The 26,365-nt window shown below is 63.6% G+C and carries 22 protein-coding genes; 3 read left to right on the top strand and 19 right to left on the bottom strand.

The features are described 5' to 3' along the window. Positions 1 to 15: 15 nt before the first annotated feature. The 16 genes from CQ050_RS17185 to CQ050_RS17105 all read right to left on the bottom strand — a co-directional run bounded on the left by CQ050_RS17185 (position 16) and on the right by CQ050_RS17105 (position 19,771). Positions 16 to 1,116, bottom strand: a complete 1,101-nt coding sequence (locus CQ050_RS17185; RefSeq protein ID WP_105558040.1) for a hypothetical protein — start codon at positions 1,114 to 1,116, stop codon at positions 16 to 18. Next, complete coding sequence (locus CQ050_RS17180) at positions 1,113 to 2,906, bottom strand: ATPase, T2SS/T4P/T4SS family (protein WP_105558039.1); 1,794 nt, start codon at positions 2,904 to 2,906, stop codon at positions 1,113 to 1,115. The genes CQ050_RS17185 and CQ050_RS17180 overlap by 4 nt, the downstream gene beginning before the upstream one ends. Continuing rightward, a complete protein-coding gene (locus CQ050_RS17175) occupies positions 2,903 to 3,424 on the bottom strand; it encodes a hypothetical protein (protein ID WP_146121040.1) in 522 nt (173 codons plus the stop codon). The genes CQ050_RS17180 and CQ050_RS17175 overlap by 4 nt, the downstream gene beginning before the upstream one ends. Further along, complete coding sequence (locus CQ050_RS17170) at positions 3,408 to 4,766, bottom strand: hypothetical protein (protein WP_105558037.1); 1,359 nt, start codon at positions 4,764 to 4,766, stop codon at positions 3,408 to 3,410. Before CQ050_RS17170 ends, CQ050_RS17175 begins: the two co-directional genes overlap by 17 nt. 1 nt (position 4,767) lies before the next feature. After that, the gene (locus CQ050_RS17165; RefSeq protein ID WP_105558036.1) at positions 4,768 to 6,456 is read right to left on the bottom strand and encodes a type II secretion system protein GspD; all 1,689 of its coding nucleotides are present in this window, start codon (positions 6,454 to 6,456) and stop codon (positions 4,768 to 4,770) included. Between the two features lie 24 nt (positions 6,457 to 6,480). Further along, complete coding sequence (locus CQ050_RS17160; RefSeq protein WP_105558035.1) at positions 6,481 to 7,215, bottom strand: toxin co-regulated pilus biosynthesis Q family protein; 735 nt, start codon at positions 7,213 to 7,215, stop codon at positions 6,481 to 6,483. Positions 7,216 to 7,812: 597 nt separating this feature from the next. After that, on the bottom strand, positions 7,813 to 8,139 hold the full coding sequence (locus CQ050_RS17150; protein WP_050445763.1) for a hypothetical protein: 327 nt from the start codon (positions 8,137 to 8,139) through the stop codon (positions 7,813 to 7,815). Then, positions 8,123 to 8,398, bottom strand: a complete 276-nt coding sequence (locus CQ050_RS17145) for a hypothetical protein (protein WP_105558033.1) — start codon at positions 8,396 to 8,398, stop codon at positions 8,123 to 8,125. Before CQ050_RS17145 ends, CQ050_RS17150 begins: the two co-directional genes overlap by 17 nt. 215 nt (positions 8,399 to 8,613) lie before the next feature. Further along, complete coding sequence (locus CQ050_RS17140) at positions 8,614 to 10,092, bottom strand: integrase arm-type DNA-binding domain-containing protein (RefSeq protein ID WP_158266055.1); 1,479 nt, start codon at positions 10,090 to 10,092, stop codon at positions 8,614 to 8,616. Positions 10,093 to 10,551: 459 nt separating this feature from the next. Continuing rightward, positions 10,552 to 11,562 carry a M14 family metallopeptidase gene (locus tag CQ050_RS17135; RefSeq protein WP_105558031.1) on the bottom strand — a complete coding sequence of 337 codons (1,011 nt, stop codon included), beginning with the start codon at positions 11,560 to 11,562 and terminating at the stop codon, positions 10,552 to 10,554. Positions 11,563 to 11,619: 57 nt separating this feature from the next. Beyond that, positions 11,620 to 12,597 (bottom strand): tripartite tricarboxylate transporter substrate binding protein, encoded by a 978-nt coding sequence (locus CQ050_RS17130; RefSeq protein ID WP_158266054.1) that lies wholly within the window; start codon positions 12,595 to 12,597, stop codon positions 11,620 to 11,622. A gap of 87 nt (positions 12,598 to 12,684) precedes the next feature. After that, a complete protein-coding gene (locus CQ050_RS17125; RefSeq protein WP_233214129.1) occupies positions 12,685 to 15,006 on the bottom strand; it encodes a molybdopterin-dependent oxidoreductase in 2,322 nt (773 codons plus the stop codon). 38 nt (positions 15,007 to 15,044) lie between these two features. Beyond that, positions 15,045 to 16,058, bottom strand: coding sequence for a tripartite tricarboxylate transporter substrate binding protein (locus tag CQ050_RS17120; RefSeq protein WP_105558029.1), 1,014 nt, complete (start codon positions 16,056 to 16,058; stop codon positions 15,045 to 15,047). 115 nt (positions 16,059 to 16,173) lie between these two features. Further along, entirely contained in the window at positions 16,174 to 17,784 is a 1,611-nt protein-coding gene (locus CQ050_RS17115) for a rhodanese-like domain-containing protein (protein WP_105558146.1), read from the bottom strand. Between the two features lie 178 nt (positions 17,785 to 17,962). Next, entirely contained in the window at positions 17,963 to 19,162 is a 1,200-nt protein-coding gene (gene metC / locus CQ050_RS17110; RefSeq protein WP_105558028.1) for a cystathionine beta-lyase, read from the bottom strand. Positions 19,163 to 19,183: 21 nt separating this feature from the next. Beyond that, entirely contained in the window at positions 19,184 to 19,771 is a 588-nt protein-coding gene (locus tag CQ050_RS17105; protein WP_105558027.1) for a cysteine dioxygenase family protein, read from the bottom strand. Between the two features lie 135 nt (positions 19,772 to 19,906). Between CQ050_RS17105 and CQ050_RS17100 the strand changes: the two genes are divergently transcribed. Beyond that, positions 19,907 to 20,821 (top strand): LysR substrate-binding domain-containing protein, encoded by a 915-nt coding sequence (locus tag CQ050_RS17100; protein WP_105558026.1) that lies wholly within the window; start codon positions 19,907 to 19,909, stop codon positions 20,819 to 20,821. Between the two features lie 141 nt (positions 20,822 to 20,962). On the opposite strand, the gene CQ050_RS17095 is transcribed toward CQ050_RS17100, so the two are convergent. Beyond that, positions 20,963 to 21,991 (bottom strand): glycosyltransferase family 9 protein, encoded by a 1,029-nt coding sequence (locus CQ050_RS17095; RefSeq protein ID WP_233214124.1) that lies wholly within the window; start codon positions 21,989 to 21,991, stop codon positions 20,963 to 20,965. A 332-nt stretch (positions 21,992 to 22,323) separates the two neighbouring features. Here CQ050_RS17095 and CQ050_RS17090 point away from each other — a divergent pair, with 332 nt between their 5' ends. Further along, positions 22,324 to 23,322 (top strand): tripartite tricarboxylate transporter substrate binding protein, encoded by a 999-nt coding sequence (locus CQ050_RS17090; RefSeq protein ID WP_105558025.1) that lies wholly within the window; start codon positions 22,324 to 22,326, stop codon positions 23,320 to 23,322. Between the two features lie 40 nt (positions 23,323 to 23,362). Here CQ050_RS17090 and CQ050_RS17085 read toward each other — a convergent pair whose 3' ends face one another. After that, positions 23,363 to 23,968, bottom strand: coding sequence for a hypothetical protein (locus tag CQ050_RS17085; RefSeq protein ID WP_233214123.1), 606 nt, complete (start codon positions 23,966 to 23,968; stop codon positions 23,363 to 23,365). A gap of 162 nt (positions 23,969 to 24,130) precedes the next feature. On the opposite strand from CQ050_RS17085, the gene CQ050_RS17080 reads away from it, so the two are divergent. Continuing rightward, entirely contained in the window at positions 24,131 to 24,958 is an 828-nt protein-coding gene (locus CQ050_RS17080) for a YggS family pyridoxal phosphate-dependent enzyme (RefSeq protein WP_105558023.1), read from the top strand. A 62-nt stretch (positions 24,959 to 25,020) separates the two neighbouring features. Here CQ050_RS17080 and ptsJ read toward each other — a convergent pair whose 3' ends face one another. Further along, entirely contained in the window at positions 25,021 to 26,316 is a 1,296-nt protein-coding gene (gene ptsJ / locus CQ050_RS17075) for a transcriptional regulator PtsJ (RefSeq protein ID WP_105558022.1), read from the bottom strand. Positions 26,317 to 26,365: the final 49 nt, after the last annotated feature.

Here is a 26,365-nt window from a genome sequence, read left to right as displayed (position 1 = left end):
ACTGCCTTTCGTTCTTCACGACATGGCGTCGATCATGATTGCGTTTCGCATGTCCATGATCACGCTTTGGTGCCAAAAGAAGAGACCTGCCATGACCAGGACAGCGCCAAGAAGTGCCACCCATCGAAGGGCCTTGGCACGGCCTTCCACGCGCTTGAGGATGGTGGTCTCCATGCGCGCCCGGGTCATTTGCAGCGCCGTGTCTAGGCCGCGCGTGTTGGTGAGGTCTTCGAGGTACCAGTAAATCTCTCTGTCCAGCAGCCCGACGTCGAAGATTTCTGCTCCTTTTTTCGCCTCGTCGAGCCGATTTTGGACAGCCTGCAGTCGACGGGTAAGCCAGCGCGTCGATCCAGGTAGCTGCAGTTCGATCGCGTGCCGGATTTGCATGACCTTGCCGGCTCGTGGCTTTACAGCCGTTGCTGCCGTGCTCACTACGGCGATGGCTTGCACGTCGCGGTAGAGGCGGTAGGGCCCCCACTTATCGAGCCACCGGCGCAGTGCGTTGTCCATGTAGGGAAATGAGAAATGGACGGCAACGCCGAAGGCTATTGACACCAGCCAGAGGCGGAAACCCTTGTCCCGGATCCAATGTGCCAAGTCGAAGAATGCCTGCGTGGATGGACTGAGCAGTTCAAACCGTATGTCTGGCATTGCATCCTGCAGCATTGGCGCAGTGACGTAGGGAACGGCGAGCATCACCATGGCCCACACTAAGAACAGCATCAGTGCAGCCACTGCCAGCGTTCCGACAAGGATGCCTCGCAGCTTTGCCGTCAGACGTACGACTGCGGCCATGTCGCGGAGCCCTCCCGCGAAAACCGCCTGACCTTGAGTTTGCAGGGAAACAAATTCCGCAACCTCTCGCTGAGGAAGGGTCCGGTGCAAGGTAGTGCCCAGCTCGCCGGTTTCGACAATGCGATGCGCCCAGTATGCGGACAGGACTCCACGGGCACTCCTTCCGTAGCGCTGTGCGTCGGCGTCGAGAATGCTGAGAAATGTCCGGCGCCCCTGGGTGTCCTCCGTCATGTCCGCCAAGTATTCATACCAGTCCGCGCGGGCACGCGCGAACTTCTTAGCGGCCTGGCCTACCCGCGTGAAGTAGAAGGGGATCTTCATCCCTTTTTCCTTTGGCGCAAAAGTGTCGCGTACGCCGTGAAGTGGGGCTCAATGTCCCGCGGATCAATCATGCCTTGGCTCATCTTGTAGACGGCGCATTCCATGGTGGATTTGCCTTGCATGTCGGGCTCGTCATACCGGGCGGTGCGCTGGCTGGCGAAGATCTCTCTTAGGCGGATCTCGTCGCCGCTCGTAATGGCGCGAAGTGCGTCCGGGTCGCTGGAGGGTTCGAAAAGTTCTGCTACCGCAGTCCGCCTCGCGTAGCCGAAGAGTTCCGGGATGCCCTTTTTGCGGCAGTGTTCGCAGCCCTCCGGATTCCTGACCTTGATCGGCTCGGAGCCGATGTCGTAAAGGGTCTCGATGTCGGCCAAATACCGCTGCCAGGTTGTCCTATCCCGTTTGACGCCCATCCGGTCCTCGGCACCGTCCAAAAGCGCCACAGCAGGCAGGGCGCAACTGCACAGCTTGGGCATCAGGGACTGGTGAACAAGCAGCTTTAACACGCCAGGCGTGCCCAGCGTGCCGCGTGGTATCCCGATCTCGCTCGAGGAAAAGCGCTGTGGAATGGCGAGGGCACTGCCCACGTGCGTCGTGCAGTAAAGGTTGCTTCCCGATAGCACGATGTCTTGAAACGCCGCACCCGTGAGGACATCGCGAATCTCACCAAGGAATACGTCGCTGGCTGCAGCACGCTTCAGAGCCATGAGTTTGGACTTCATGGTGTCGCGATCCGAACCATCGAGGGACCGTGAGAGGCTCGCCTGCAGCACCGCTTCCAAGATGAGTTCCACCGGGTCTTCGATGGACATGGTCTTGCGCGTTCTTGGCAGGCGCACGATTAGTTGGGCGATGCTCACTGTCTTGCCGGAGCCAGGTATGCCGCCCATCGCAATGGCGCCACCCATGCTGCGCGTCGCACGCTCAAATTGCGCGATTTGCGACGGGAGGTAGCCAAGGTCTGCCATGTCAACCTTTTGCACCTTGGAGTCAACGTCGAGTAAGCGCAGTGTGATGGACGGCCCCTTGTCTGCAATGAATGAACCCCAGCGAAGCATGTAGCTGCGCTCGTCCACCACCTCGTAGAGGCGTCCCTGTTGTTCGTTGGCCATGTCAAGGAATAGGCCACTGCCGCCACTGACATCCAGCCAAGCGACGCTGGCCATGTCAACGAGCTGCTGCGTGGGCATCGCCAACTGCTCGGGCGTGGTGTACTGGCCGTCGATGGTGGCACTGATGCGCGAAGTCGCCGCAGTCGTGTCGATATTCAGATGCAGATCGCTCGCGTCGTTGCGAACCGCCCAGGACACGATGTCGTAGAACCCTTGGCGGACCGCAGATCTTTCGTTCTGGCCGCGAATGCGCGTGCTTCGCTGGATCACGTCTTGGCCCTGCATCCGCTCTCGGACTAGGGTCAGCAGAATGACCGGGTTGATCGTATAGATCTGGACCGGCCCTTTTGCCGCGTCGGCGGCACGCTGCTCAACGGCGCGAAAAATGTCCGAGTCGATTTCGCGCGGCTTGACGAACACCACATAGCGAGGTCCCTCGAGCTCGGCCACGCACGCGGTGACTGCCGATGTCGAACCGCACCAATCGACCTTGAGCGTCCTGAACGCCGGGTGCATTTGGGCAATGTCCGCGAATGAATCGATGTGCTGGTGGGCGGCAGTGGTGGAGATTGCCGACGTCGCTGCGTGCATGTCCAGGACCGGCATCTCGTCTTGTTCGCGCAGGCTGACATGCACCGTGCGTTTGAGCCGCCGAACCCATTGAAGGAGGCGTGAAATCATGGCGTTCCCCGGTTGAGGCAATAGGTGACCACATCCTGCGACTGGTCAACGAAGCTTGCGCAAGGCTGCGAAACGGCCTGCAGGCGCAGCCCGAGATCGGCGCCAGCCACCGGCTCGGCTTGGCCTGTGCGGTAATGCGCCCTGCGACCTGCCTGGTCGACCATCACCGTCAACTGTTTGCCCACGCCGGTGATGGCGAGAAGCCGAGGCGGGGCGACAACGGGTGCGGACTCAGAGCTTGGCTTGGCGGGCTGGGCGGCAGGCGCGCCGGAAGCGGCTAGCTGCGCACCTCCGCCATTTGCGGATTGCGCCTTGCGCTTTTCCTCCTCGAGTGCGCGTTGGGCATCAAGCTCCAGGAGCTCTTGTACGGTCCGTGGAATCGGCAGGGCTATGTTGACGGCATCTACGCCGAAGACTGGAATCTGCGCCGACACAGATAGGGGAATTGATAGAGTGACCGCCGTGGTGACGGCGGCGATGAATTGGCTTCGCCACTTACGTTCATTGCGATTCAACATAGATGGTTCCTTTGAGCGTTGTCACGAATGCGCTGGTCGTGAGGCCGGGGCTTGTGTCCGGCATAAAGCGCATCTGCAGTTGCGTGACTTCGGTGGTTCGCGGTAGCGCCAGGCCATATAGCGATCGCAGCGGCGCATTGATAACGAGCGCGCGCGTTGCCGGAAGCTTGATTTCTTTGGGCCTGACCACAGGTTGTTCCAGCCCGTTCGATAGCTTGATGTTTGGCACCGTGATCGCCACTTGTCCCGGCGGCGACAACGACAGGTCTTGCAGCGCCGGGCGCAACGCCTGCCAGGACGGCTCCCAGGCCTGCCGCATCGCCTTTGCGTCGGGCAAGTCTGCAAGCACCAGGGTCTGCGACGCCAGCGCGCCAGGGATGGTCCAGGAGGCGTTTGCCGTTTCCAGATCGGGATGGTCGATCTTCCAGGTCGACGGCAAGGCCGCATGCAGGGTGCGATTGTCCGCGAGCCGCGTGCGCTGGTACTTCGCCGAGCAGCTGCGTGCCTGCGGTCGGCAGTCCACCTCGATGAGATTCCAGCGGCCGGGCTCGGTCGGCACGGACTCCACTTGTTGGAGCAGCGGCGTTAGCCCCGGCTCGCCGAGTGTCCGAGCAGTCTTTGCCCAGGCCGTAATGGCCTTTTTCCACAGCGTGGCTGGGTCAATCTCGGGCTGCGCAGCCAGCATTTCCTGGGCAATTCGTGCCTGTCGATCATCCCAGAGGCCCATGCTGATGTCCCACGCCTCGTACACCAGGAATAGGCCAAGGATGGTCCACCAGAAGGGCGAGATCATCGCGAGACTGAAACCGGCCCTGCGCAGGGACGACTGCTGGTTCGTATGAGCGGCGAGCTGTTGCAGGGAGAACGGTCTCGATTGCGTGCGGTCTCCGTGCAGTTGCGCCTCGCCGTAGCGCGCCAGCGCCTCGTCCAGGGCGCGTTGAGCTGCCTGGGCATCTGCAAAGACCGTGTCGCCGCCGGCCTGGACCACACCGGCGACAATGACGGCGATCCATACGGATTTGTCCGGAAGATTGAGCGCCACGATGTGCGTGCCGTGGCGGTGCATCTGTGCAAACGCTGACGCCGCCGAGAACAGACTGGCGCGTGTTTTTGCGCGGCGCTCCTTGCCTTTGGCGACGAGAAGCCCCACGGAAGGGCTTCGGGCATCACTGTGAACAAAGTGCGTGGCCTTCACTTTGCGTGCCAGGCGCAGCGCTTCTTTCGGCAGATCCTCACCTAGGACCGTCTGCCAGCGAATGCCAAGGACGAGCTGATTCGATGTGCCGGGGATGGCGACGAGCCGATAACTCAGCCGCCGCGGGGTCTTCTCACGTCTTGCCACGTCAGAATCCTTCTTCGGGAATGGCCGTTACCAGCACGACCGTTAGCATCTGCTTCTCTTGCGAAGCATCCGACCCGCCAGCGAGCATCGGCGCCTTGTCATCCAGGCGCCGCCGCGTGGAGCTGTCTGCGGACTGCTGGTAGCCGCCAATGACAACTTGTTCACCAGGGCGGACCATCACCTGCTGCACCCGGCCCTGACCGCCGATATCGGTCTGCTGGACGAAGGACTGATCATCGCGGGACCCAACTGGCTCTTTCTTCATTTCGATGAGCCGGCTGTCGTCGTAGGCAATGGTCAAGAGCACCTGGCCGTCGTCTTGCGCATCGGGCACCACGGTGAGGAACGTACCGACGGTCTTTGTGTCCTGCGTGACCGTCACGGTGGGGGACGAGGTGTCGGATGTGCTTTGCGTCTGCTGCAGATCCTTGATGTAGTCGAAGGTGCGCCGCGTGTCGTACTTGCCCGGGCGGCGGTTTTGCATCAAGAGCGGGATGCTCTTGTGGTCGATGATCGAGCCCAATTGCGAGAGCGCTGACAGTGCAAGGTTGGTACCTGCGAACGGGCCGCTTCCGACCGTGGCGCCCACGCTGCCGGCGGCCTTGGCTGCGTCCAGCATCGGTGCGACACCAATCGCAGAGGCCGTGTTTTGGCGCCCGAGGCTGTTGAACAGGATGCCCCAGTCCACGCTTCCCTGGTTGATCCGGTCGCTCTGCACCGTGATTTCTTCGAAGACCAGGCGCACGCGACGGGTCATCTGACGATTCTCGGCATCGAGGAATTCGCCAATCCGGTCCTGCGCTTCCTTGGTGTCCGTCACCACGATCGTGTTCGACGCGCCGTCTGCCGCCTTGATCACGCCGGCGCGGCTAAGGAACTGGCTGACCTTGCTGACGACCGCCGCCAGCTCGCGCGCTTCGTCCTTTGTGCCCGCACTGTTTCTGTCTGCCAGCATCGAGTTGGCCGACTTGATATCGCGCTGCAGGTTTTCTTCGGCTGCCTGGGTGGGCGTGCGTACGACGTAACTCTTGGTCTCCGTCCGGTAAAAGCGCAGTGCGCCGATCTTGTCGTCGTAGCGCCAATACACGCCCAGCCGCAATGCGATGGCGTCCAGGACTGAGGCGAGCGGGGCCTGGCCGGCTGGCAGGGGCGTCATCTTTGTACGAGCCACCCCTGTAGGCAACGTCGGACCTGCAATGCGATCTACCGCCGCGCCGGGGATGAGGGCCGGGACCAGCGTGTCAGCGGTGCTGGCTCCCAGGTTTAGCGGGTTTACCGTGCCAAGATCGCCGGCCAGGCGCGGCAAGAAGTATTCCGCGGGGAGCAGGGCGTCGGCAGTGACCTGCGTCAGGATGCCGGTGGCGATTTGGATCCTGTCTGCCAGTGTCTTGAGATCGGCGGAGTTGTTCTCAAAGAGCAGCGTCGTATTGACGTTTGCGCGGAGCGCCGGCGGGAGGGTGACTTCGCGGGCCAGCGGCTGCGGTCGGCCGGCGATCCATGGCAGCTCAACGACCTGGCCCTTTGCGCGGTCGATGTCACCGGCTTTGAGCTTGAAGTGGTCCAGCGCGAGGGTGCCGTCGGCTTGACGGAGGGCTGCGCGGGATTCGACTCGGTCGGTTGCCTGCAGGGCCGAGCAGCCAGCGAGGGCAGCCAGCATGACCGCCGTCAGTGCGGTACGGTAAGCATTCATTGGATTTCCTGGTCAACGCCACGGCTAGGATTGCGTGGCGGGGGATCGGTTGCAGCTGCGGGTGAAGGGCAACATGCGCAGGACGCGGTTGCCGTAGAAGCAAGGGCGGATGGGCGATTCGCTCATCGCGACCGCCTGGGACAGCGCCTGGGTGGCCTCCTGGAAGGAAGCCACCTCGAATTCGGCCGGAGCCTGTATCGGTATGTCGAAATTCAGTTCCCACTGATCCGGCCCGAAGGTCCAGTTGGCGTCCGACGCCCAGCGCGCGAGCGCTTGACGGACCGTCCCGTCTTGCGGGCTGATCCGCCAAATCTGCTTAGGCGGTTCCACGACTTCCGGTTCTGCAACAGGCTCCGTCGAAGCGACCTCCACGGTGAGGACCGGGCCGGGCGCCGCAGCGATCTGCTGTGGACTTGCGTCGGCAGCGGTTGGTGGCGCGATCGCTTCGCTTGCCGCTACCGGCGCGGTGGAGCTGGCGCTGGGCGTTGCAGGCGTTGCGCCTGTAGTGGCCGGCGATGGCGTGCTGCCCACGGGTGTGGGGCTTTCAAGCTTGGGCGGCGCTTCAGGCACGGGAATTGGGGGAATGTCTGCCGAGGCCAGGGCTGTCGGCGATTTACCCGGTAGAACGGTGCGCGGATCCGCGTGGTTGATGAGGATTCGTCCGGAGTCCGGAGGTGTCGGAGGCGCAGGCGGAACGAATCCGCAGGCCGAAAGGAGGCAGGCCGCCGAGAACACGGCCGCCAAATGGAAAGCTTGCATTGGGAATACTCCGTAGGGAGCTTGGCGAGTTCGCCGGGAAGGGGATGGTCGCGCCTGCCAAGAAGCGATGCCGAATTGGCAGCGAACAGACGAGGCCTGGCGACAGGAGCCGCTCAGCTTGCGCTAAGGCGCGGGGCGGCTTTTGAACAAGATTGCCTCAGAGTCCTTCGCGTCCAGCGGGGGGCTCATGTACTGAGCCTTGTTGACGCCGGGGCGACACGCGGCCGTCTCCGTCGACTCTCCGTTTATATATAGAGTCCGCAATTTCAACCGCTTGCCTTCTCGCTGCCAGCGTTCACATGCCGACGACGATAGGTACATCACGACATAGTCGTCGTCATCTTCAGCAATCTTGATGCCCCAATCCAATCCGTCGGCCGAGGACCAAGTATCGCGGTCGAGGTTCTCTCCTATGCGCTGCGGAAGAGGAGGCAATGGGGGAATAGGACGACGAACAAGGTCCGCCGGACGTGGGAGGATCGTAGGCAAATCCAGTACAGGCTCCGCCAGTACGGTCTGTGGCAGAAGGAAGATCGAAAGTAAGAACAGGCGGAAGGCAGCGTAAGCAGTTTTCATAGACCGAAGGGTTTTCAGGGGTTACGGGGCAGTCCAGGGCGTGACGCCTTGACGGTCCAGTTCTAGGTGAACGGCGCGGAGGTCTCCCGGGGAGGTAATCCTCCGTGTGAGCAACAGCATTTCCACCAAAAGGGGCAGTAGAGACTCGCCGGGTTGCCCCCCAACACCGCCGTCCAGCAGGGTGAGGCGCAGTTGCGAGACATGTTCGGCGACCTGGTCGTCGATTTCGAGCCTATCCCGCAGATACGCGGAAAGCGTCATACCTCGTTCCGCAGCGGCCTGCTCGTACCGCCGGCGAGCGGCGTCGGACAGTCGAAACGTAATCGGGCGTTCAAGCAGGGAGCGCATGAAGCCGGGCCTCCTCTACCACGATGTGGCCTATGGCCTGGGCGAACGCCTGTTTGAAGGCGTCCCGCCGGATTCTTCGTTCGAGGGGCGAGTCCGTCTTGTCCGCGCAGTGCTCGCGAAATTGCTGATCGCGGTATTGCGCCGGTGGCAGATTCGGCGCGGATTCGAACCAAGTCCGGGCGGCGTGCCGGGCTGCCCGCGCCGTGGATGGAAATTCAAAAGATGCGGCCGCACTGCGGGCCGCGGGCGGATAGGCCATGCGGGGATCCTTGATTGAGCTTTATGGGGGGTCGCCCGGCGTGATCGGCGGGCGCGTTCCGAAAGGTAGGTACGGAAGTGGGGAGTGAGACGGCCGCAATCAAATTGATTGGGCGCTCAGTTTGGACAAGAGGCTGATGGTCAAGCCGCACGCCTTGGAGTGCATCAGCCCCGAAACCACAGGACAGGCGGTGTTTGGCAATGCCGCCAGTCGGGCTACTGTTTCGCGGATCGTCCCTTTTTCGGCGATTTTTCGATACGCGTCTTTGGGAGAGTCAGATCCAAAGGTAAAAGCTGCTCCAGATATTCGCCGAGTTTTTGCCACGCGGCGCGCTTTTCGTCGGCAAATTCATAAAGCTGGTAGTGGCGCCGAATCTTGTTTCTTCCTGTGTGGGCGACGTGACCCTGACAGCGGTCAATGATGTTCTCCGGGATCCCTTGAGCTTGCATGATCGTCGCGCCCGTCCGCCTCAAGTCGTGAGGCGTCCATTTTCCATTCGCTCCATCACCTAGGACGAGGGTGTCGTCGTTACGGCGACCGGCGAGGGGCGTTCGGTCAGAGGCCTTGAATCGTGTCTGGCGGTCTCCGATTTGCTTCGTCACAGTCTGCCCAGAAAGGGGCCCGAGGCCGTTTCGAGCTGGAAAGACGTAACGCGAATCCGAGAGTGCCATAGCGGCTTCGAAATGGCGCACTGCGAATTCTGAAAGGTGGACGATCTGGTCTTGCTTCTGCCGGCGGCGTCCTTTCGAGTTTTCCCTTGGTATAAACCAAGTTTGTTCAGGAAGGTTGACGTGCGCCTTCTCGGCTTTTGTCAATGCACCGATCCGTGTAAGAGTGCTCAGACATATCCACACGGCATGTTGGGTCGCGGCTGCGACCGGTAACTTAGCGACACGTTTGTTGGGTGCCTGCTCGTACTCGTTTTCGCCGAATCTGAATCGTTTTGCCAGCTCCACGATCTCGGTGTCTAGCAATACTCGTGTACGCACATTTTCCGGGTCGTACTCATCGTCCAACAACAGATCAAGGTCGACGAGCTTTGCGGGGTTTCCTTCGATGAGGAGACGCCTCCAAGGCTGCCGGTCCTCTGCCCATCCAAGCATTTGACCTATAGCGCCGAAAATTATCACTGCGAGACGATTGGCGCCTCGTCCAATCACTTCGCGCAGGACCTTCTTTATGTCACTCTCGGACATAGTCCGGAGGACGGAATCGCCGATAACCGGCAATACGTCCTTGCCAAAAATCCGTTTCAGTTCGGCATTGTCGTCAGACCGGCGAACCCCTTCTTCTATCCAGGCGTCGTATAGGTCCTTGAACTTTAGGTCTTGGGCGCGGCGCTGGCTCTCTTCGCTTATTAGCTGGTCGACCTTGCGTTGGGCCTCGATCTTATCGGCGACTTTTTGGCGCCGAGGATCAACGCCATTTGCGACGAGTTCCCGCGCGTTGTCACGCCGTTCTCGGATTGTGGCCAAGTCGACAGTCGGCCAGTTGCCACAGTAGTACCAAGCCTTGCGCCCTTCCCACTTGAATCCGTAGCGGAATGCCACCGCCGCAGCTCCATTCGACACACGAACTTCTCCAGTCAGGCCTCCGCCGTCTGCGATACTGTCTTTCGCCCAAGCAGTCGGTATGGATTCAAGTTCCCGAATTGTCCATTTGTGACCTCGGCCTTTTTTCGGGTAACGCGTCATGCACTTATTCCCATATTGTGTACACCCATAGGTACACCCGGTCGCGGATCGCGGCGGATGTGGGTGGATGATAATGGAAATTTGTGCGCTGTAAGCTGTTGAAATTGAAGGGTTAGTTTTCCAGCGTTGTCCGCACCCTTCCATGCGCAACCAATTTGGGAGCAGAGGGTCGTGAGTTCGAATCCCACCGCCCCGACCAATAAAATCAAGGCCTTACAGAGAATGCTCTGTAAGGCCTTTTGCTTGTCGCAGATTTCGCCCCACCTTTTGCCCCCCTGAAGGCTTCGGAGGCTTTAGGACGGAGATGAGACGTGCGTGATCAGAACTCGATGAAGCGGCATCCGTACACCTTGGATGAGTTGCAGGAGATCACGGTGGGAAATCTCTACGCAGCTTACAAGAGCGTAAAGAGGAGCGAAGTGCCTTGGCAACGCTTTGTAGAACAGGTCTGGGGGCAGGTCACAGGGGGAATTCGTCCCACTCATGGGCAATGAACGCGGCCCGTTCGCCGGTATGGATGACAGGGTCGCCACGCAGGCCAATGACGATTCCGTCGTTGGCCAAGCGGATGGATTCCAACGGCTCGCCGTGCAGGTTCATCGACTTACCCAGCACGCTGCCGGCCCTCAAGGTAGCACCGGCCTCAACCTCAGGCACGAACAGACCGCCTTGTGTGAAGGTGATCCAGCCGCGCCGCGTCACGCGGCGTACGGTCTGTACACTGTAGTTGGCCCCGCCGGGCAAGATTCCGAGGTGACCGGCGAGACGGGCAAAGCCGCGTTCGGCCAGCGCCACGTTGTGGGCTTCGTAGCGGCTGCCGCCGCCCAGTTCCACCATGAAGGCGGGGATTCCCGCAGCCAGGCATTGATAGTCGAGCGCGCCGGCGATATTGCCGGGGAGTTCGCCCTTGCCACCCACGTCCATGCGGCACGCGACGTTGGGCTCGAACAACGCGATGGCACGCAGAAGTTCCTGCTCCTCGATCCCGCTGCCCGGATGCAGCTTGTACACCGCATAGGCTTTGGAATTGAACAGTGGATTCATGGTGTGCAGGTTGATGACGAAACTGGCCGTGCCGCGGATTTCGGCGAACAGGGCATGCGCCAGGCGTTCCGAGATCAATCCTCCGGCGTTGCCGGGATAGCACTGGTCGAGATCCAGGTCGTCATAGGGATTGCGTTTGCGGCGGCTGTCCAGCGCCTGTGGGTTGCCGGTCGGCGTGACGACGACATTGCCGTGCATCGTCGCGGGATCCAGCTGGTTGGCAAAGCGCAGCGCCGCCACCATGCCGTTGATTTCATCGCCATGGACCTGGCCGTGCAGCCACAGCGTCTTGCCTGGGTGCGCGCCGCGCACGGCGACATAGGGCATGCCGACCGCCATGCCCGAAGCCATGCTGCCGACGGCGAGTGTGCTGGTCTGGCGGGCTGGGCCCGCGTGATCCGCAAGGAAGTTTCCGATAATTCCCATATCTGGCTCCTGTATTTGTTCGGGTGTAGCTGCGATAGATGCGATGGACGCGTTACATCAATCGAGATGCAGGTCGATGGACTTGATCAGCGTGGCCCACTGGTCGATGTCCTGCGCGACGAATTTCGTGAATGCGGCGCTGTCCATTCCCGGCGGCGGTGCTTCCAGCAATTGCGCCTTGAGCTGTTGCGCGAAGGCGGGATCGTCCAGCGCCGCCTGGATTTGCTTGGCCAGCCACGCCACGGCGGCGTCGGGCGTGCCGGCGGGCGCGAAGAAGCCGTACCAGTTGGTGGCGGCATAGCCTGGCAGCCCCGCTTCGGCAATGGTGGGTGTGTCGGGCAGCAGGGTCGAGCGCTTGGCCCCGCCCACGCCCAACAGCTTTAGCTTGCCGGCTTTCACCGAAGGGATCATGGAGGTGTCGCCGAAGGTGTAGTCCAGGCGGCCGCCCATCAGGTCGGTGAGCACCGGAGCGGTACCTTTGTAGGGGATGTGCACGGCGTCGATGCCGGCCTTCTGCGCGAACATCGCGCCCGCCAGATGCTGCGAGGTGCCGGCGCCGCCCGAGCCATAGCTGAGCTTGCCGGGGTTGGCCTTGCCGTACGTGATCAGATCCGCCACGCTGGTGAAGGGCGCGCCTGGAGGGGTCAGCAACAGGATGGGCATCTGCACGCCCATGGCAATCGGCTTGAGGTTGGTGAGCGGCTTATAGGGCAGGTTGCGGTACGCGCTGGGAGCGATGCTGATATTTCCGGGGCTGCCCAGCACGATGTGATAGCCATCGGCCGGCGCGCGCGCGGTCATGCCCACGCCTATGGTTCCGCCGGCGCCGGCGCGGTTTTCCACCACGATGTTGGCGCCAGTGGCTTGGCCGATGTGCTGGGCATAGAGCCGCGCGACCAGGTCGACACCGCCGCCGGCCGGGAAGGGCACGGTGAAGGTGATGGGGGCGTCGGGATAAGCGGCCAGGGCGGGAGCGCTGCAGGCCAGCGCGACACCGGCCAGGCACGCCGCGACGAGTTTCTTGTACAGGTACATATGCATAACCTCTTGGTCTCGATAAGATAAAAGCAGGTTGTCGTTGCCGCGGCGCACCAGGAGGCATGGCCGCGGTCTGGCACTCATCTATGCGCCCGCGCCGCGCCAAGGCTCCGCCTGGACCAGGCAGCTCATGGCGTTGGGCCCTTGGGTCAGCGACGACGTGCCGATGTCCAGCGTGAGCACGTTGGCCGTCCCCGCGCGTTCGGGGGCGTCGTCGTCGGCGGCGGGCCAGTACCACGCGCCGGTCGCCATGACCACCGTGCCCGGCAGTACGCCGTCGTCCAGCACGGCGCCTACCAGGCAGGCGCCGCGCGCGTTGTATAGCCGCACGGTGTCGCCGCCGCGCAGTCCACGCGCGCGGGCGTCGTCGGGATGCATGCGCAGGGCCTCGCGCGCGGCCACCTTGTTGCCCTGGGCCAGCGGCGCGGCGTCCATCTGGCTATGCAGGCGGTCGGCGGGTTGTATGGTCAGCAGGTGCAGCGGGTAGTCGCGCGCGATGTCCGCACCCAGCCATTCGCGCGGCGGAATCCAGCGCGGATGGCCGCCACAATCGGACAGCCCATAACCCTCCAGCGTTTCGCTGTAAAGCTCGATGCGGCCGCTGGGCGTGCGCAGGGGATGGGCTTGAGGGTCCAACCGGAAGTCCTCGAACAGGATGAAGTCCGACGACGGCGGTGGCAGCTTCACGTAGCCTTGGTCCCAGAAAGCCTCGAAGTCCGGCACGTCGATACCGGCGTGGCGCTGCGCCTGCGCGAACTGGCCGTAGATGTGGCGGATCCAGGCCATCTCATCGCGGCCTTCGGTATAGCGTTCGCGATAGCCCAGCCGTTCGGCGAGGTCGGTGAAGACAGCGTAGTCGTCGCGCGCCTGGCCCACGGGATCGATGGCCCGATGCATGGCCAGCGCGTAGCGGTCGCGCGAGGAGCCGCCGATGTCGTTGCGTTCCAGCGACGTCGTGATGGGCAGCACGATATCGGCGTTGCGCGCCGCCGGGGTCCACCAGATTTCATTGACCACGATGGTGCGGGGCTTGGCGCGCCAGGCCCGCATCAGCCGATGCAACTGCTGGTGATGATGGAATGGATTGCCGCCGGCCCAGTGGACGAGGTGGATATCCGGATAGTGCTGCGTCTGGCCCTGGAATGGGTAGGGCGCGCCGGGATTTTCCAGCATCTCGGTCAGGCGCGCCACCGGGATGGCAAGGCCGGAGGGATTGCGCCCCACGGGCATCTCCGGACCTGGTGTCGCGACGCGTGGATTACCGACGCCGTTCATGGAGCCGTGGCCGAAGCCGAAGCCGCCGCCGGGAAGGCCTATCTGCCCCAGCATCGCGGCCAGCGCGATCACCATCCAATAGGGCTGTTCGCCATGCTGGGCGCGCTGTACGGCGAAGGAGCAGGTGAGATAACTGCGCTTGCCGCAAAGCTGTGCCGCCAGTGCGCGGATGCGCGCGGCGGGAATGCCGGTGATTTCGGCGGCCCATTCGGGCGTCTTGGCCACCCCGTCTTCGCGGCCCTGGAAGTACGCTTCGAGCGCCGCGTAGCCTACGCAATGGCTGGCCAGGAAGGCGTCGTCCTGGCCGCCCTGGCGGCGGATTTCATAAGCCAGGGCCAGCATCAGTGCCACGTCGGTGTTGGGCCGTATGGGTATCCATTCGGCCTGCACGAAATCCGGACAGTCGTCGCGCGTCGGGCTGATGTTGATGATGCGCGCGCCGCTGGCCGCCAGCTTGCGCAGCCAGGATTCCAGGGTGTGCTCGGCCGCGCCGCCGGAGGACACCTGACCGTTCTTCAAGGCCAGGCCGCCGAAAGCGACGAAGACCTCGGCATGCGCGACGATGCTGGGCCAGGACGTGACTCGGCCGGTAAGCGGGTTATAGGTGCCGATGACGTGCGGCAGCAGGAATTGCGCCGTGCCCCAGCTGTAGTTGCCTACCTGGTCAACGCCGCCGCCACCTGCGAAATAGAAACGGCGGATCAGCGAGCGGGCATGGTGCAGGCGGCCGGCGGAGGACCAGCCGTAGGAACCAGAGAATATGCCCTGCGCGCCGTGCTCCGCGCGCGTCTCGGCGATTTCAGCGGCCACCAGGTCGAGCGCGGTGTCCCAGTCGATCTCGACGAACTCGTCGCGGCCGCGCAGTTCGCGGCCACGCGCGCCATGCGATTCCAGCCAGGCCTTGCGCACCACCGGCCGTGCGATGCGGCGTGGCGAGTAGACCATGGGCGCGATGGTCTCCAGCAGGCGCGAGGGGTTGGGATCTTGGCCGAATGGATCGCAATCCACCAGCCGTCCGTCGCGCACCACGGCCGTATAGGCTCCCCAATGGGCCAGTTGCGGAAAGCGCTGCTCCCGCACTGGCGCCATGCGGTTCTGGTCATCGGGCTCAGGCCGTGAGGAAATCGTCATGATGCGATCCTGTGTGCTGTCCTGTACGGAGCGTCGGGTCAGTCCAGCGTGATGTGGGATTTCTGGATGAGATCCGCCCACTTGACGCGCTCTTTGTTCATTAGCGCGCCGAACTCGGCTGGCGTGCTGGACGTGGCGGTCATGCCGGACGCCGCCAGCACCTTGATCACGGCGGGCTCCTTCATGACGCTGGCGAACGCGCGGTTCAGCGTGTCGACGACGGCCTTGGGCGTCCCGCCGGGCGCGAGCACGCCATACCAGTTGGTCAATTCATAGCCCGGGATGCTCTTGCCTATGGGAGGCGCGCCAGGAAACTCGTTGGAGGGGCCCGCCGTGGTCACGCCTAGCGCCTTGAGCTTGCCGCCTTCGGTCAAGGTGCGCACCGAGGGATCGGAGAAGGTTACGTCGATCAGGCCGCTCACCACGTCGGTCAGTGCAGGCGTGGTGCCCTTGTAGGGGATATGCCGCATCTTGATACCGGCCAGCATGTTGAACTGCTCCGCCGCCATCTGGCCGATGGTGCCGTTGCCACCGGATGCGTACGTGACGTCCTTGCCCGACTTGGCGCGGGCGATCAGGTCGGCCGCGCTGTTGATGCCTGAATTCGGACTGCTCACCAGCACATTCGGCATGGTCACCAGCACGGATACGGGCGTCAGGCCTGTGGCCGGGTCATAAGGGACTTTCTGCAGATTGGGCAGGATGGTCAGCGAACCTGGGGTGCCGATGTAGAGTGTGTAGCCGTCAGGCTGCGCGCGCACGACGTAGTCGGTGGCGATGATACCGCTCGCGCCCGGCCGATTCTCGACGATGACGTTGGCATTGAGGGCCTTCGACATGCCGACGGCGGCCGCACGCGCCAAGACGTCGGCGCCGCCGCCAGGCGGGAAGCCCACGACCAGGCGGATCGGCGTGCCGGGTTCGGGATAGGCGGCGTGCGCGGGTAGCGCCGCCGTCGCGATGCTCATGCCGACCGTCAGGGCGGCGAGGCCCCGCCGCGCGTGGGCGGCAGTGGACGAGACTCGGGCTGCTTGCTTGAAAGCGAGTGTCATGCGGTTCCCCTTGAACCTTGAGTTAACGGCCTGGATCGTATGTCCGGCTCGTCGAGGATCAGGCGGCTTGCCGACGGCGTTCCCTGCGGGACGCGTCAGCGGCAAGCCGCCGGTTTCAGCTGGTCTTGCGGTCCTCCGGCAGCCGGAAGCCGGCGCGTTCCTGCGCATCTATCTGGTTGACCAGATTGGTTTCCCAGGCGATGTACTGACGGGCAGCCGCCTTGTTGCCGTCGTGGCGGTCGTGCACGAAAAACAGATAGTCGAGGCAGTCGGCATCGGTGGGCTCGGCGGGGCTGGCCTCGACCGCCAGACCGGCATCGCGCCAGGCCGACGGGCTGTCGGTGTTGACCCGGACGCGGGTCACGCCCAGGGTGTCCAGCTCACGCGCGGCCAGCGCGGCCACGGCAGCGTCCTCGGCCAGCAAGATCACCTCGGCCCGCGGCGCCAGCGCCAACGCATGCAGGCGCGGTCGGATCGACCAACGCGCGCCAAGCAGGTGCGCCTTGCGGTAGCTCATGCTGGGACGGACGTCCACCAGTGTGGCGCCTTCTAGCACGGCGCCCGCCAACGCCGCGCTGGTGATCGATTCCACGCCCGCAGGGGCGGCCCGGCCAGTGCCCGTCGCAACAGGCGCCGCCACGCCGGACCGTAGTCCATCGGCCAGTACGTAAACGTCCCAACCCATGCGGATGAGCCAGGCGGCGACCACCGGGGCGCGCACGCCTTCGTCATCGAACAGCACGATGCGCGCGCCGCGCACGCCGACGTATTGGTCGGTAGCCTGGATCAATTGGCCACCAGGCGTATGCTGCGCGCCCGGCAAGGAGCCGACGGCGAATTCTTCCGGCGTGCGGACATCGCACAAATAGGTGCTGCGGTCACCTTGGGCCAGCCATGCGCTGGCCTGGGCGGCGTCGATGGTGGGAACGTCCAGCGAGCGCGCCAGGCGCTGCGCGCGTTCACGCAGCACGGGCAACTGAGCCGGGTCTATGGACTCGGGATACTTGCGGCGTGAGCCATGTTCCAGTTGCAGGTCAGCCAGATACCAGCCCTGCGTGCCGTTTTCCAGCGCGACGACGGGGTTGGGTATGCCCAAGTCGATGAGGGTCTGCGCGCCGATGATGCTGCGCGTGCGCCCCGCGCAATTGATGACGATGGTGGTCGTGGGACTGGGCGCCAGGGCCTGCGCGCGCAGCGCCAGTTCGCCGTTCGGGCAGCAGATGGCGTGCGGGATGTTCATCTTGCCGTACTCGGTGTAGGGGCGGCCGTCCAGCACGATCAGGTCCTCGCCGCGTTGCTGTCGCGCGGCCAGGTCCGTCGCCGTGATGCGTGGCGTGTGCAGCAGATGTTCGGCCAGTTCGCCGAAGGTCTTGCTGGGTAAATTGACGCCAGCGAAGACGACCAGGCCGGCCGCGCGCCAGGCCGGCATGCCGCCATCAAGCGTGCGTACATCGTCATAGCCCAGATCCCGCAGCGCCGTGGCGGCGCGCTGCGCCACGCCATCGCCTTCGTCCAGCAGCACGATGCGAGTCGAGCGGCGCGGAACGAGTCGGGATACCTCGATCTCCAGGCGGCTATAAGGCAGGGTGGTGGCGTAGAAGGGATGCGCCTCGCCGTACTGGCCGTGTTCGCGCACGTCCAGAAAAGCGATCTCGTCGCCGTCGTGCAGCCAACGCTTGAGCGTCATGGCGTCTACGGGGGGCAGCGGTTGCAAGGTTCTTTGCATGGTGGTCATCGTGTAAGGCAAGGGTTCCGCGGGATAAAGGGGCCGGGATGGCGCGGCAAGACGGTGCCGCGCGGGGCGTATGGTTCAACAAGGCGTGCAGGGGACGGGCATCGGCACACGGTGGCTGGTATCTCAGGGGACTGGTGTTTCAGCGGCCGGTATTTCAGTGGCGTGTATCTCAACGCCGCAGGGCAGCCATGGCTTGCTCCAGGTCGGCGATGAGATCCTCGGTATCCTCCAGCCCGATGTGCAGGCGTAGTACCGCGCCGCGGCCTTTCCAGTCCGCCACCGTGCGGGCGCGCAGCATATAGGCGGGCACCGCCAGGCTTTCGAAGCCGCCCCAGGACGCGCCCAGGCCGAACAACTTGAACGCATCGATCATGCGCTCCACGTCGGCGTCTTCGATACCTGTCGCGAACTCGATCGACAGCAGGCCGTTGGTGCCGCGGCAGTCGCGCCGCCAGAGGGCATGGCTGGGGTCGCCGAGCAGCGCCGGGCACAGCACTCGCGCGACTTCCGGCCGCGATTGCAGCCAGTCCGCGATGCGCAGGGCGCTGCGGCCGTGCACGGCCATGCGGGCTGGCATGGACCGCATGCCGCGCAAGATCAGGTACGCGTCGTCGGCACCCACCGTCTGGCCGAAGTCCACGCTGGCCCGCTCCAGCGGGGCCCAGGCACGCTCGTTGGTGATGGCCACACCCATCATGACATCGGCATGGCCGCCCAGGTATTTGGTGGCGGCGATGATGGAGATGTCCGCGCCCAGCGCCAGTGGCTGGTACAGCAGGCCGGAGCCCCAGGTGTTGTCCACCGCCAGCCAACAGTCATGCGTGCGGGCCAGCCTGGCCACGGCCGGCAGGTCCATCATTTCATAGGCCAGCGAGCCCGGGGATTCGGCGTAGATCATGCGCGTGTTGGGGCGCAATTGCGTGGCCAGGTCGCTGCCGTCGGGCAGGCAGTAGCTGTATTCGATGCCCAGGCGGGTAAGGTGTTCGGCGCAGAAGCGCCGCACCGGCTCGTACACCGCGTCGGTGATCACCACGTGGTCGCCCGTCTTCAGATAGGCCAGCAGCACCATGGCGATGGCCGCCTGTCCGGTCGGATAGAGTTTGGCGCGGTAGCCGCCCTCCAATTCGATCAGCGCGTCTTCCAGGGCGTGGGTGCTGTCCGTGCCGCGTGCGCCGTAGGAAATCAGGCGTTCCTTGTCGCGGCGCGAGCGCGTGTCGCGCCACTGTTGCACGTTGTCGAAAATATAGGTGCTGGCGCGCGTGACCGGCGTATTCACCCAACCACTGTGGGGGCGGCCGGCGCGCAATAGCCGGGTGCCGGCGTGGTAGCCGCCGGCGTCTTTGCCCGCGGGCTTGTCGTGTTCATCCATGATGCTTGTCCGGGCGGCCGTTCAGCGGCGGGTCTGCACGCCGATGGGCATGATCTTGCAGGTACCCGCTTCCAGGTCGAAGCCCAGGCGCTGGTCCAGCGTTTCCAGCGCGCGGCCGTACATGTGCAAATGGCGGATCACGCTGTCACCCTGGATCTCGACCGCATGGATATCGTCGGGCATCAGCGCGATGCCGCTGCCCGGTTCCACCACCACCGTGCCAGTCTTCTCCAGACGGCCGACGCCAGGCTGGCTGCCGTCGTCCAGGCGGTCATAGACGTAGTTGTACTCAACCCCCTCCACGGCGGCGATACAGGCCCAGGTGGTGTGGTTGTGCGGCACGATCTTCTTGCCGGGCCGCATGACGTTCAGATAGAGCGCGTATTCGCGATCCGGGGTTTCGCTGATGAGGTAGCGGGCCTGGCGTTCGTCACCTTCCGGGGGGGCGTAGCGGTCCGCTATCCACCAGTCGCGGTGGCTGGCCAGACCGACCACCTCGTCCAGGACGCTGGCCAGGCTCTGCCGGTTCAGCCCCTGCTTTTCTAAAGTATTTTTAATGCTTTCGATGGCATCGGAGATCCGCGCCTGTTGCGGGTGTTGCGAACTCATTAGAGAAAACTCCCTTGTAAACTGCGGTATTTCCATTACTCTACGAGCCGAATTCTCGAACGACAAATTAATTTCATTTAAAAAAACATAAATGATCCTAATAGGTGGGGATTACGCGAGTATGCTGAGCCGTTCATGAAAAACCTTGATTTGGACCTTTTGCGCACGCTGGTCGCCGTGGCCCAGGAACAGACATTCTCTGGCGCGGCGCTATGCATGCACAAGACGCAGTCCGCGGTGACCCAGCAGATGCAGCGCCTGGAAGATCTGCTGGACCTGCCTTTGTTCGAGAAGCACGGCCGCAACAAGCTGCTGACCACCCACGGTCGCAAGCTGGTCGCTTATGCGCGCCATATGCTGGCCATCAACGACGAGGCGCTGCGCGCAATGCAGGACGGCCAACTGGAGGGCGAGCTGCGCCTGGGAGCGCCGCATGACGTGGCGGATACCATCCTGCCTACGGTGCTGACACAGATCGCACGCTGGTCGCCGCGAGTGCGCCTGGAGATCCGCGTCGACCGCAGTCCGACCTTGATGACGGCGCTGCGCGCGGGCGACCTGGACATGACGATATCTACGCGCTTCGACCAGCGCCTGGAAGGCGTCGTGCTGCGGACGTCGCCCACGGCATGGATAGGCTCGGCCAACTATGTACACGATGCGGCCGCGCCCTTGCCGCTGGTGCTGGCGGACGAGCCGAGCATCTTTCGCCGTATGGCGCTCAATGCACTGGAACAGGCGCGCCTGCCGTGGCACACCAATTACGTCGCGCCCAACCTGGTCGGCATCCGGGCGGCGGTGCGCGCGGGGCTGGGCATCACTGCGCGCAGCGTCGAGTTCCTAAGCCCGGACATGCGCGTACTGGGTGAGAAGGACGGCTTGCCGATGCTGCCCGACGTGACATATTTCCTGTGGATACGCGACGATCTGATCAACCCCTTGGTTCGCCATGTGTACGACATGCTGATTGCGCAGATGGGGCTGAACGAATCCGCCTCTGCGCAGGCCGACGGCCCGGCGTCGGGGGAAGGTCACGCCGCTACTTTTTGATGAACGGGACTGTCTAAGAAACTCTGGGCGGTTCAAGAGGCAGCCTCTCTCCAGTTTTGAACTGTCCAATTTGCGGGGGTCAGTTCACACTGGCGGCCTTTGTCATCCCGCGCCATGGCGACAACGCCGGGGCGCTCCGTTTCACGTCGATGCGCGAGGCGTGCCGGGTAGTTGGCGCCAGATGGCCTCGGCCACGACCGCAGGCGAAATCCCGTCCATGCCCGGGCCGTCCGAGGGTTCAAGCGGATGCAGACAGGGCGCATAGCGCATGACGGGGCTGCATCCAAACAGTCCGATCGTCGGCACGCCATGGGCGACGGCGATGTGCATCCCCATGCTGTCATTCGTCGCAAAGGCCAAAGTCCGGGCGATCAGCGCCTGGCTCACGCAAATGTCCGTGTTGCCTTGCGTGATGTCGAGGACACGGATCGACGGCGGTAACGCGGCGCGAAGCTCCTCTGCGATATGTTGTACATCGCTGGCGCCGCATAGCAGGAACGCCAGGTCGGGGTCGCGTTCATGCAAGATTCGGGCGACCTGCGCATAGGCCTGCGCGGCATAGCGCCGTGTAGGGGCAGAGGCGTTCAGGCCAAAGCCGACCATCCGCGGCAGGCCTTCGGTGAGTTGCCCGGCGATATCAAGGGCGCGCGGGGCGATATCGAGCGATGGGTAGCGTGCCTCGTAGGGGCAGCCCACCTTGCGTAACACCTCCGGCAGCCAGGTGTGGGTATCGGGATGCGGTGTCCCTTTGCGTCGAACCCAGACCCTGTCCGTGAGCCAACGCGCAAAATGCGGATGATGCCAGCGCAGATAACCGACGCGCTGCGGGATGCCCGCAAGACGAGCCGCCGCCGCGATATGCGACCGGAAAGTAAACAGAAAAAGCGCGTCGTAGGCGCCTGCCGCCAAAACGCGGCTGGCCTCGGCGATGCGTGCCCGCCCCTCCAACTTGCTGATTTCTTTCAGCGGGACAACTTCTTTTACATAGGACTGGGCCCGAAACAGCGCCAGCGACGCCTCCGGCTGCGTCATGAGAAGCGTGACGGGGGTTCCGGCGTGTTCGGCCAAGGCCCGTGCGAAGACCATATTGAGGATGCCATCGCCGATCCCGCCGGAAATGTAGATAGCGGGGTTATTTGGCGTGCAACCATCCAGAGTCGACTGTTCCATATCGCTTGTCTATACGTGGTGAGGGGTGACGCTACATCCTGGTGCCTAGTTTCCTGTAAAAAAGGGCCTCCCCGTCAATGGGTATTACAAATGCAATTGCGGAGTAACGGCGCGCCCCGCATGGGGTCCACGGGGGCGAATATTCGCCCCGGGCGGGTACGGATTTTCGTTGATTTCGTGACGCCAAAACCAAGCGCGGCGCATATTTTTTTGATGGGCTTTGGGCCTGCCCCGGATAAGGCATACTTCGCGACGCCAGGCGCCTCCCGATGCGCCGGCACATAAGAGATTCGCGCCGTCCGATGCGCGACGACGTCAACGAGGAGAGAGGGATGACGAAGCAATCCAGATTTCATGCCATGCGTGACAAGGCGGCCAGGACGTTGCTGCCGGCCGCGCTGGCGCTTGGCCTGATGGCTGGCCCGCCCGCGCATGCCGAGGAGTATCCGTCGCAGCCGATCAAGCTGATCGTGCCGTTCGCGGCGGGTGGCGGCAATGACGGGATCGCGCGTCTGCTGGGCCAACTGCTGTCCGAGGGGCTGAAGCAGCCGGTGGTGGTCGAAAACCGTCCTGGCGCAGGGGGCAAGCTGGGGGTGGAGCAGGGCCTGCGCGCCGCGCCCGACGGCTACACCCTGACCTTGATTTCCAATAGCTATTCGGTCAACCCCAGCCTGTACAAGTTGCCATTTGATCCGGTGGGTGACATGACGCCGATCGGGATGATCGCGCGCGCCCCGTTCTTCGTGTCCGTCAATCCGAAGGTGCCGGTCGAGACGCTGGGCGAACTGGTCGCCCTGGCCAAGCAGAAGCCGGGTGTGCTGACGTATGCGTCGTCCGGCACGGGCGGCATTTCACATCTGGCGACGGAGGCCCTGCTGAAGACGGCGGGCATTTCCATGACCCACGTGCCGTACAAGGGCTCGGCACCGGCGTTGACGGATACGGTATCGGGTCAGGTGGACGCAATGTTGACGACGGCGGGTTCCACGTTGCCTTATCGGGCGGATAAGCGCCTGAAAGTGTTGGCCGTGACGCTGCCGCAACGCGTGTCGTCGGCGCCGGACATCCCGACCGTGCGAGAGGCCGGGGTGCCGTATGACGTCACGGTGTGGTACGGCATTATCGCCCCCAAGGACGTGCCGCCCGCGATTCAGGCCAAGCTGAATGCCGCGATCAATGCCGCCGTCGTGCAGCCCGAGATGGCGGATCGACTGAAGGCCACGGGAGAGGCGGCTGCGCCGGGCAGCCCGCAGGACTTCCGTGATCAGATCGTGAAAGAGATTTCGCTTTGGGGCGATGTCGTGCGACAGGCAGGCGTTACCGTGAACTGACCCCGCTGCGTCGGCCCGTGCGCGAAGGGCCGCGCAGTGTTTACTGCGCGGGTTCGAAGACGTACGTATGGGCGGAGCCCGGGTTCGGGTTGTACAGCGGGCACCACCCATTCACCGGCGCGACCGTGCAGTACCGGTTCTGGCCGTATACCTGGGCCACTTTCCACGTTTGCGTGTTGTCGGCGCGTTCAAGCAGGTACTGCATCCGTACACCCCGTTCTTTCTTGTCGCGTTCATCGATGTTCATGACGTAGCCCGGGGTGGGCGGCTTGGCGTTCCGAATATGGGCGACGACGAGTGCGCGAGTGTCGGATTGCACATCGACGTTCACGATCTCGCGTTCGTAGGTTTCGGCGTCGCATCGGTCGTTGGCAGCCAGCGTGGCCTGGAGCGCTCCGGCCGACAGGCTGTCGCGGGTGGAGCGGAACGGCTGGTAAAGCTCGGCGGTTTCCTGGCAGACGGCGACGGCGTATCGCGCTTCCTCGTCGCGAACCTGCCACCAGGATTTCACCGCCGCGTCCGGGGTGTTGGCCGCCACCTTCAATTGCGGCGTAGCTGCTTGCAGGCGGGTCCAAGGCGATGTTTCTTCTTTGGAACAGCCGGCCAATACAAGGGCCAGAGCCAGCAGCAATACGGGTTTTGTCACGACGACGGATCCGGTTATTTAGGGTGGCGTCATGATACCGCTTTCGAAAATGCCCATGCCCGTGTCGCACACGCACCGTGCACCGGCTACGGCGGTTCCGGCGTGTGGTGGATCGTGTTAATCTTTGTCCTATGACAATATCAAAGCCTTGAGGCCCGAACCGTGAACGCAGACTCCTCCCCCAGCACGTCCCAGACGCAGCCGCTGCATGACTTGCACAACCGCTGGCCGGAAGCCGAGTCGGTTGAGGATTTTCGCCATAACCTGGCGGCGGTGCATGCGCGCATCGCGGCGGCGTGCGGCCGGGTGGGGCGCGATCCCGCCGAAGTTCGTCTGTTGCCCGTCAGCAAGACCAAGCCCGAAGCCAGCATCCGCCTGGCCCATGCGGCGGGCTGCCGACTGTTGGGCGAGAACAAGCCGCAAGAGGCCTATCGAAAGTGGGAAACCACCCAGGACCTGCATGACCTGCAATGGTCCGTGATCGGCCACTTGCAGACCAACAAAGCCAAGCTGGTGGCGCGCTTTGCCAGCGAATTCCAGGCGTTGGACAGCCTGCGCGTGGCCGAGGCGCTGGAACGGCGGCTGCAGGCCGAAGGCCGCGCCCTTGACGTGTTCGTGCAAGTGAACACGTCGGGCGAGGCCAGCAAATACGGCCTGCACCCCGATGACGTACCGGCCTTTCTGCGTGCGTTGCCGGACTTTTCCGCGTTGCGCGTGCGCGGGCTGATGACGCTGGCGCTGTTCTCGGCCGAGGCCGAACGCGTGCGCCAGTGTTTCGTGCTGTTGCGCAAGCTACGCGATCAACTGCGGCAGGACGCGCCGGCTGGCATCGCGTTGGACGCGTTGTCGATGGGCATGTCCGGTGATTTCGAGATCGCCATCGAGGAAGGCGCGACCGTCGTGCGCGTCGGCCAGGCGATCTTTGGCGCACGGGCCCTGCCCGACAGCCATTATTGGCCTACGGTGGAAGGGGGAGGCGCCGATTCGTGAGCGCGGACCGTCTTTCGTGACGCGCTTGTGGCGGGACGACATCGACGCTGCCGCAGGGCGGCTTAACCCAGGCTGTGCCTGAGGTCTTGGGCAAGCCGGGCGCATTGCGCCGGCTCGATGCGGGAGATCGTGATCCGCAGGCCCGGGACCGCTTCCTGGACGGAGAAGGCGTCACCGTGGCGCACCAGCCAGCCTTGGCGGGCCAGGGCCAATGAGATCGCCTGGTCGTCGGTCTGCAACGGCACCCACAGGTTCAGGCCGTCGCTTTGCGCCGGAACGTCAATTCCTTGGGCGCGCAGCGCATCTTCCAGCATGTTGCGGCGGTTGGCGTAGTCGGCGCGGGCCTGGGTCAGCAGCGTGACCGTTTCGGGTTGCGTGAGCTGGACTTCAACGATGTCCTGCAGCAGATGGCTGACCCAGTTCGTGCCGGCGGCCAGGCGCAGGCGCAATTGGCGCGAGGTGGCTGAATCGCTTGCCACGGCGGCGATCCGGATATCGGGGCCCAGCGCCTTGCTGAAAGAACGCACCAAGGCCCAGCGGTAGGCGTTGTCGGGGATGGGCGGGTGATAGGCGGCGTTGGAAAGCAGCGCGAAATGGTCGTCCACGATCACCATCACGTCGGGGTGCCTGGCCAGCAGTCGCGCAAGCGCTCGTGCCCGCTTGTCGCTCAGGTTGCAACCCGTCGGGTTGTGCGCCCGGGGCGTGATGATGACGGCCTGCGCCCCTTTGGCCAAAGCCGCCTCCAGCCCGTCGGCCCGCATGCCTTGCGCATCGACCGGAACACCGATGGCCTGCAGGCCGATGGTCCTGAGCGTGTTGATGCTGCTGAGGAAACAGGGGTTTTCGACAGCCACCTTGTCGCCAGCCACCAGATAAGCGCCAAGCAGCCTCTCGATGGCATCCACCGCGCCATGTGTCAGGTCGATGTCGAAGTGAGGAGGGCAGTCGGGCTGGAACCATTTGCGAAGGTGCGCTTCCAGCCCGGCATTGATGGTGGGCTCGCCGTACAGCCTGGGCCGGTAAGGACGCAGGCGTAGCGCGGCGTTGGGATCGGGCAGCCATGCGGGGTTCGGGTTGCCGCTGGCGAAATCGGTCAGGGGAGAATTGGCCAGCGTGCCTTCCTGTTCGCCGGCCTGGAAAGGGTCGCGGATGATCGTGCCCAGACGCCCTTGCGTGACGGCGATGCCGGCCGTGACAAGGCGCCGGTAGGCCGAGGCCACCGTATTGCGGTTCACCCCCAAATCCACCGCCAGATCCCGCACCGGGGGCAGCGAGGCGCCTGCGGGCAACTGCCCGGCCAGCGCCAAGGTGCGCACGCAATCGTAGATCTCGGCGGCGGTCTTGCCGTGAATTTTCATATCGTCCTGGGACAAGGATTGCCACCCACCAGGCTAAGCGGGTTGTCGT

Origin of the sequence: Achromobacter sp. MYb9, assembly GCF_002975275.1 — a bacterium.
Classification (GTDB): domain Bacteria; phylum Pseudomonadota; class Gammaproteobacteria; order Burkholderiales; family Burkholderiaceae_B; genus Achromobacter.
The sequence above is the reverse complement of the archived record's forward strand: the minus strand, read 5'-3'. Positions and strand labels throughout refer to the sequence as shown.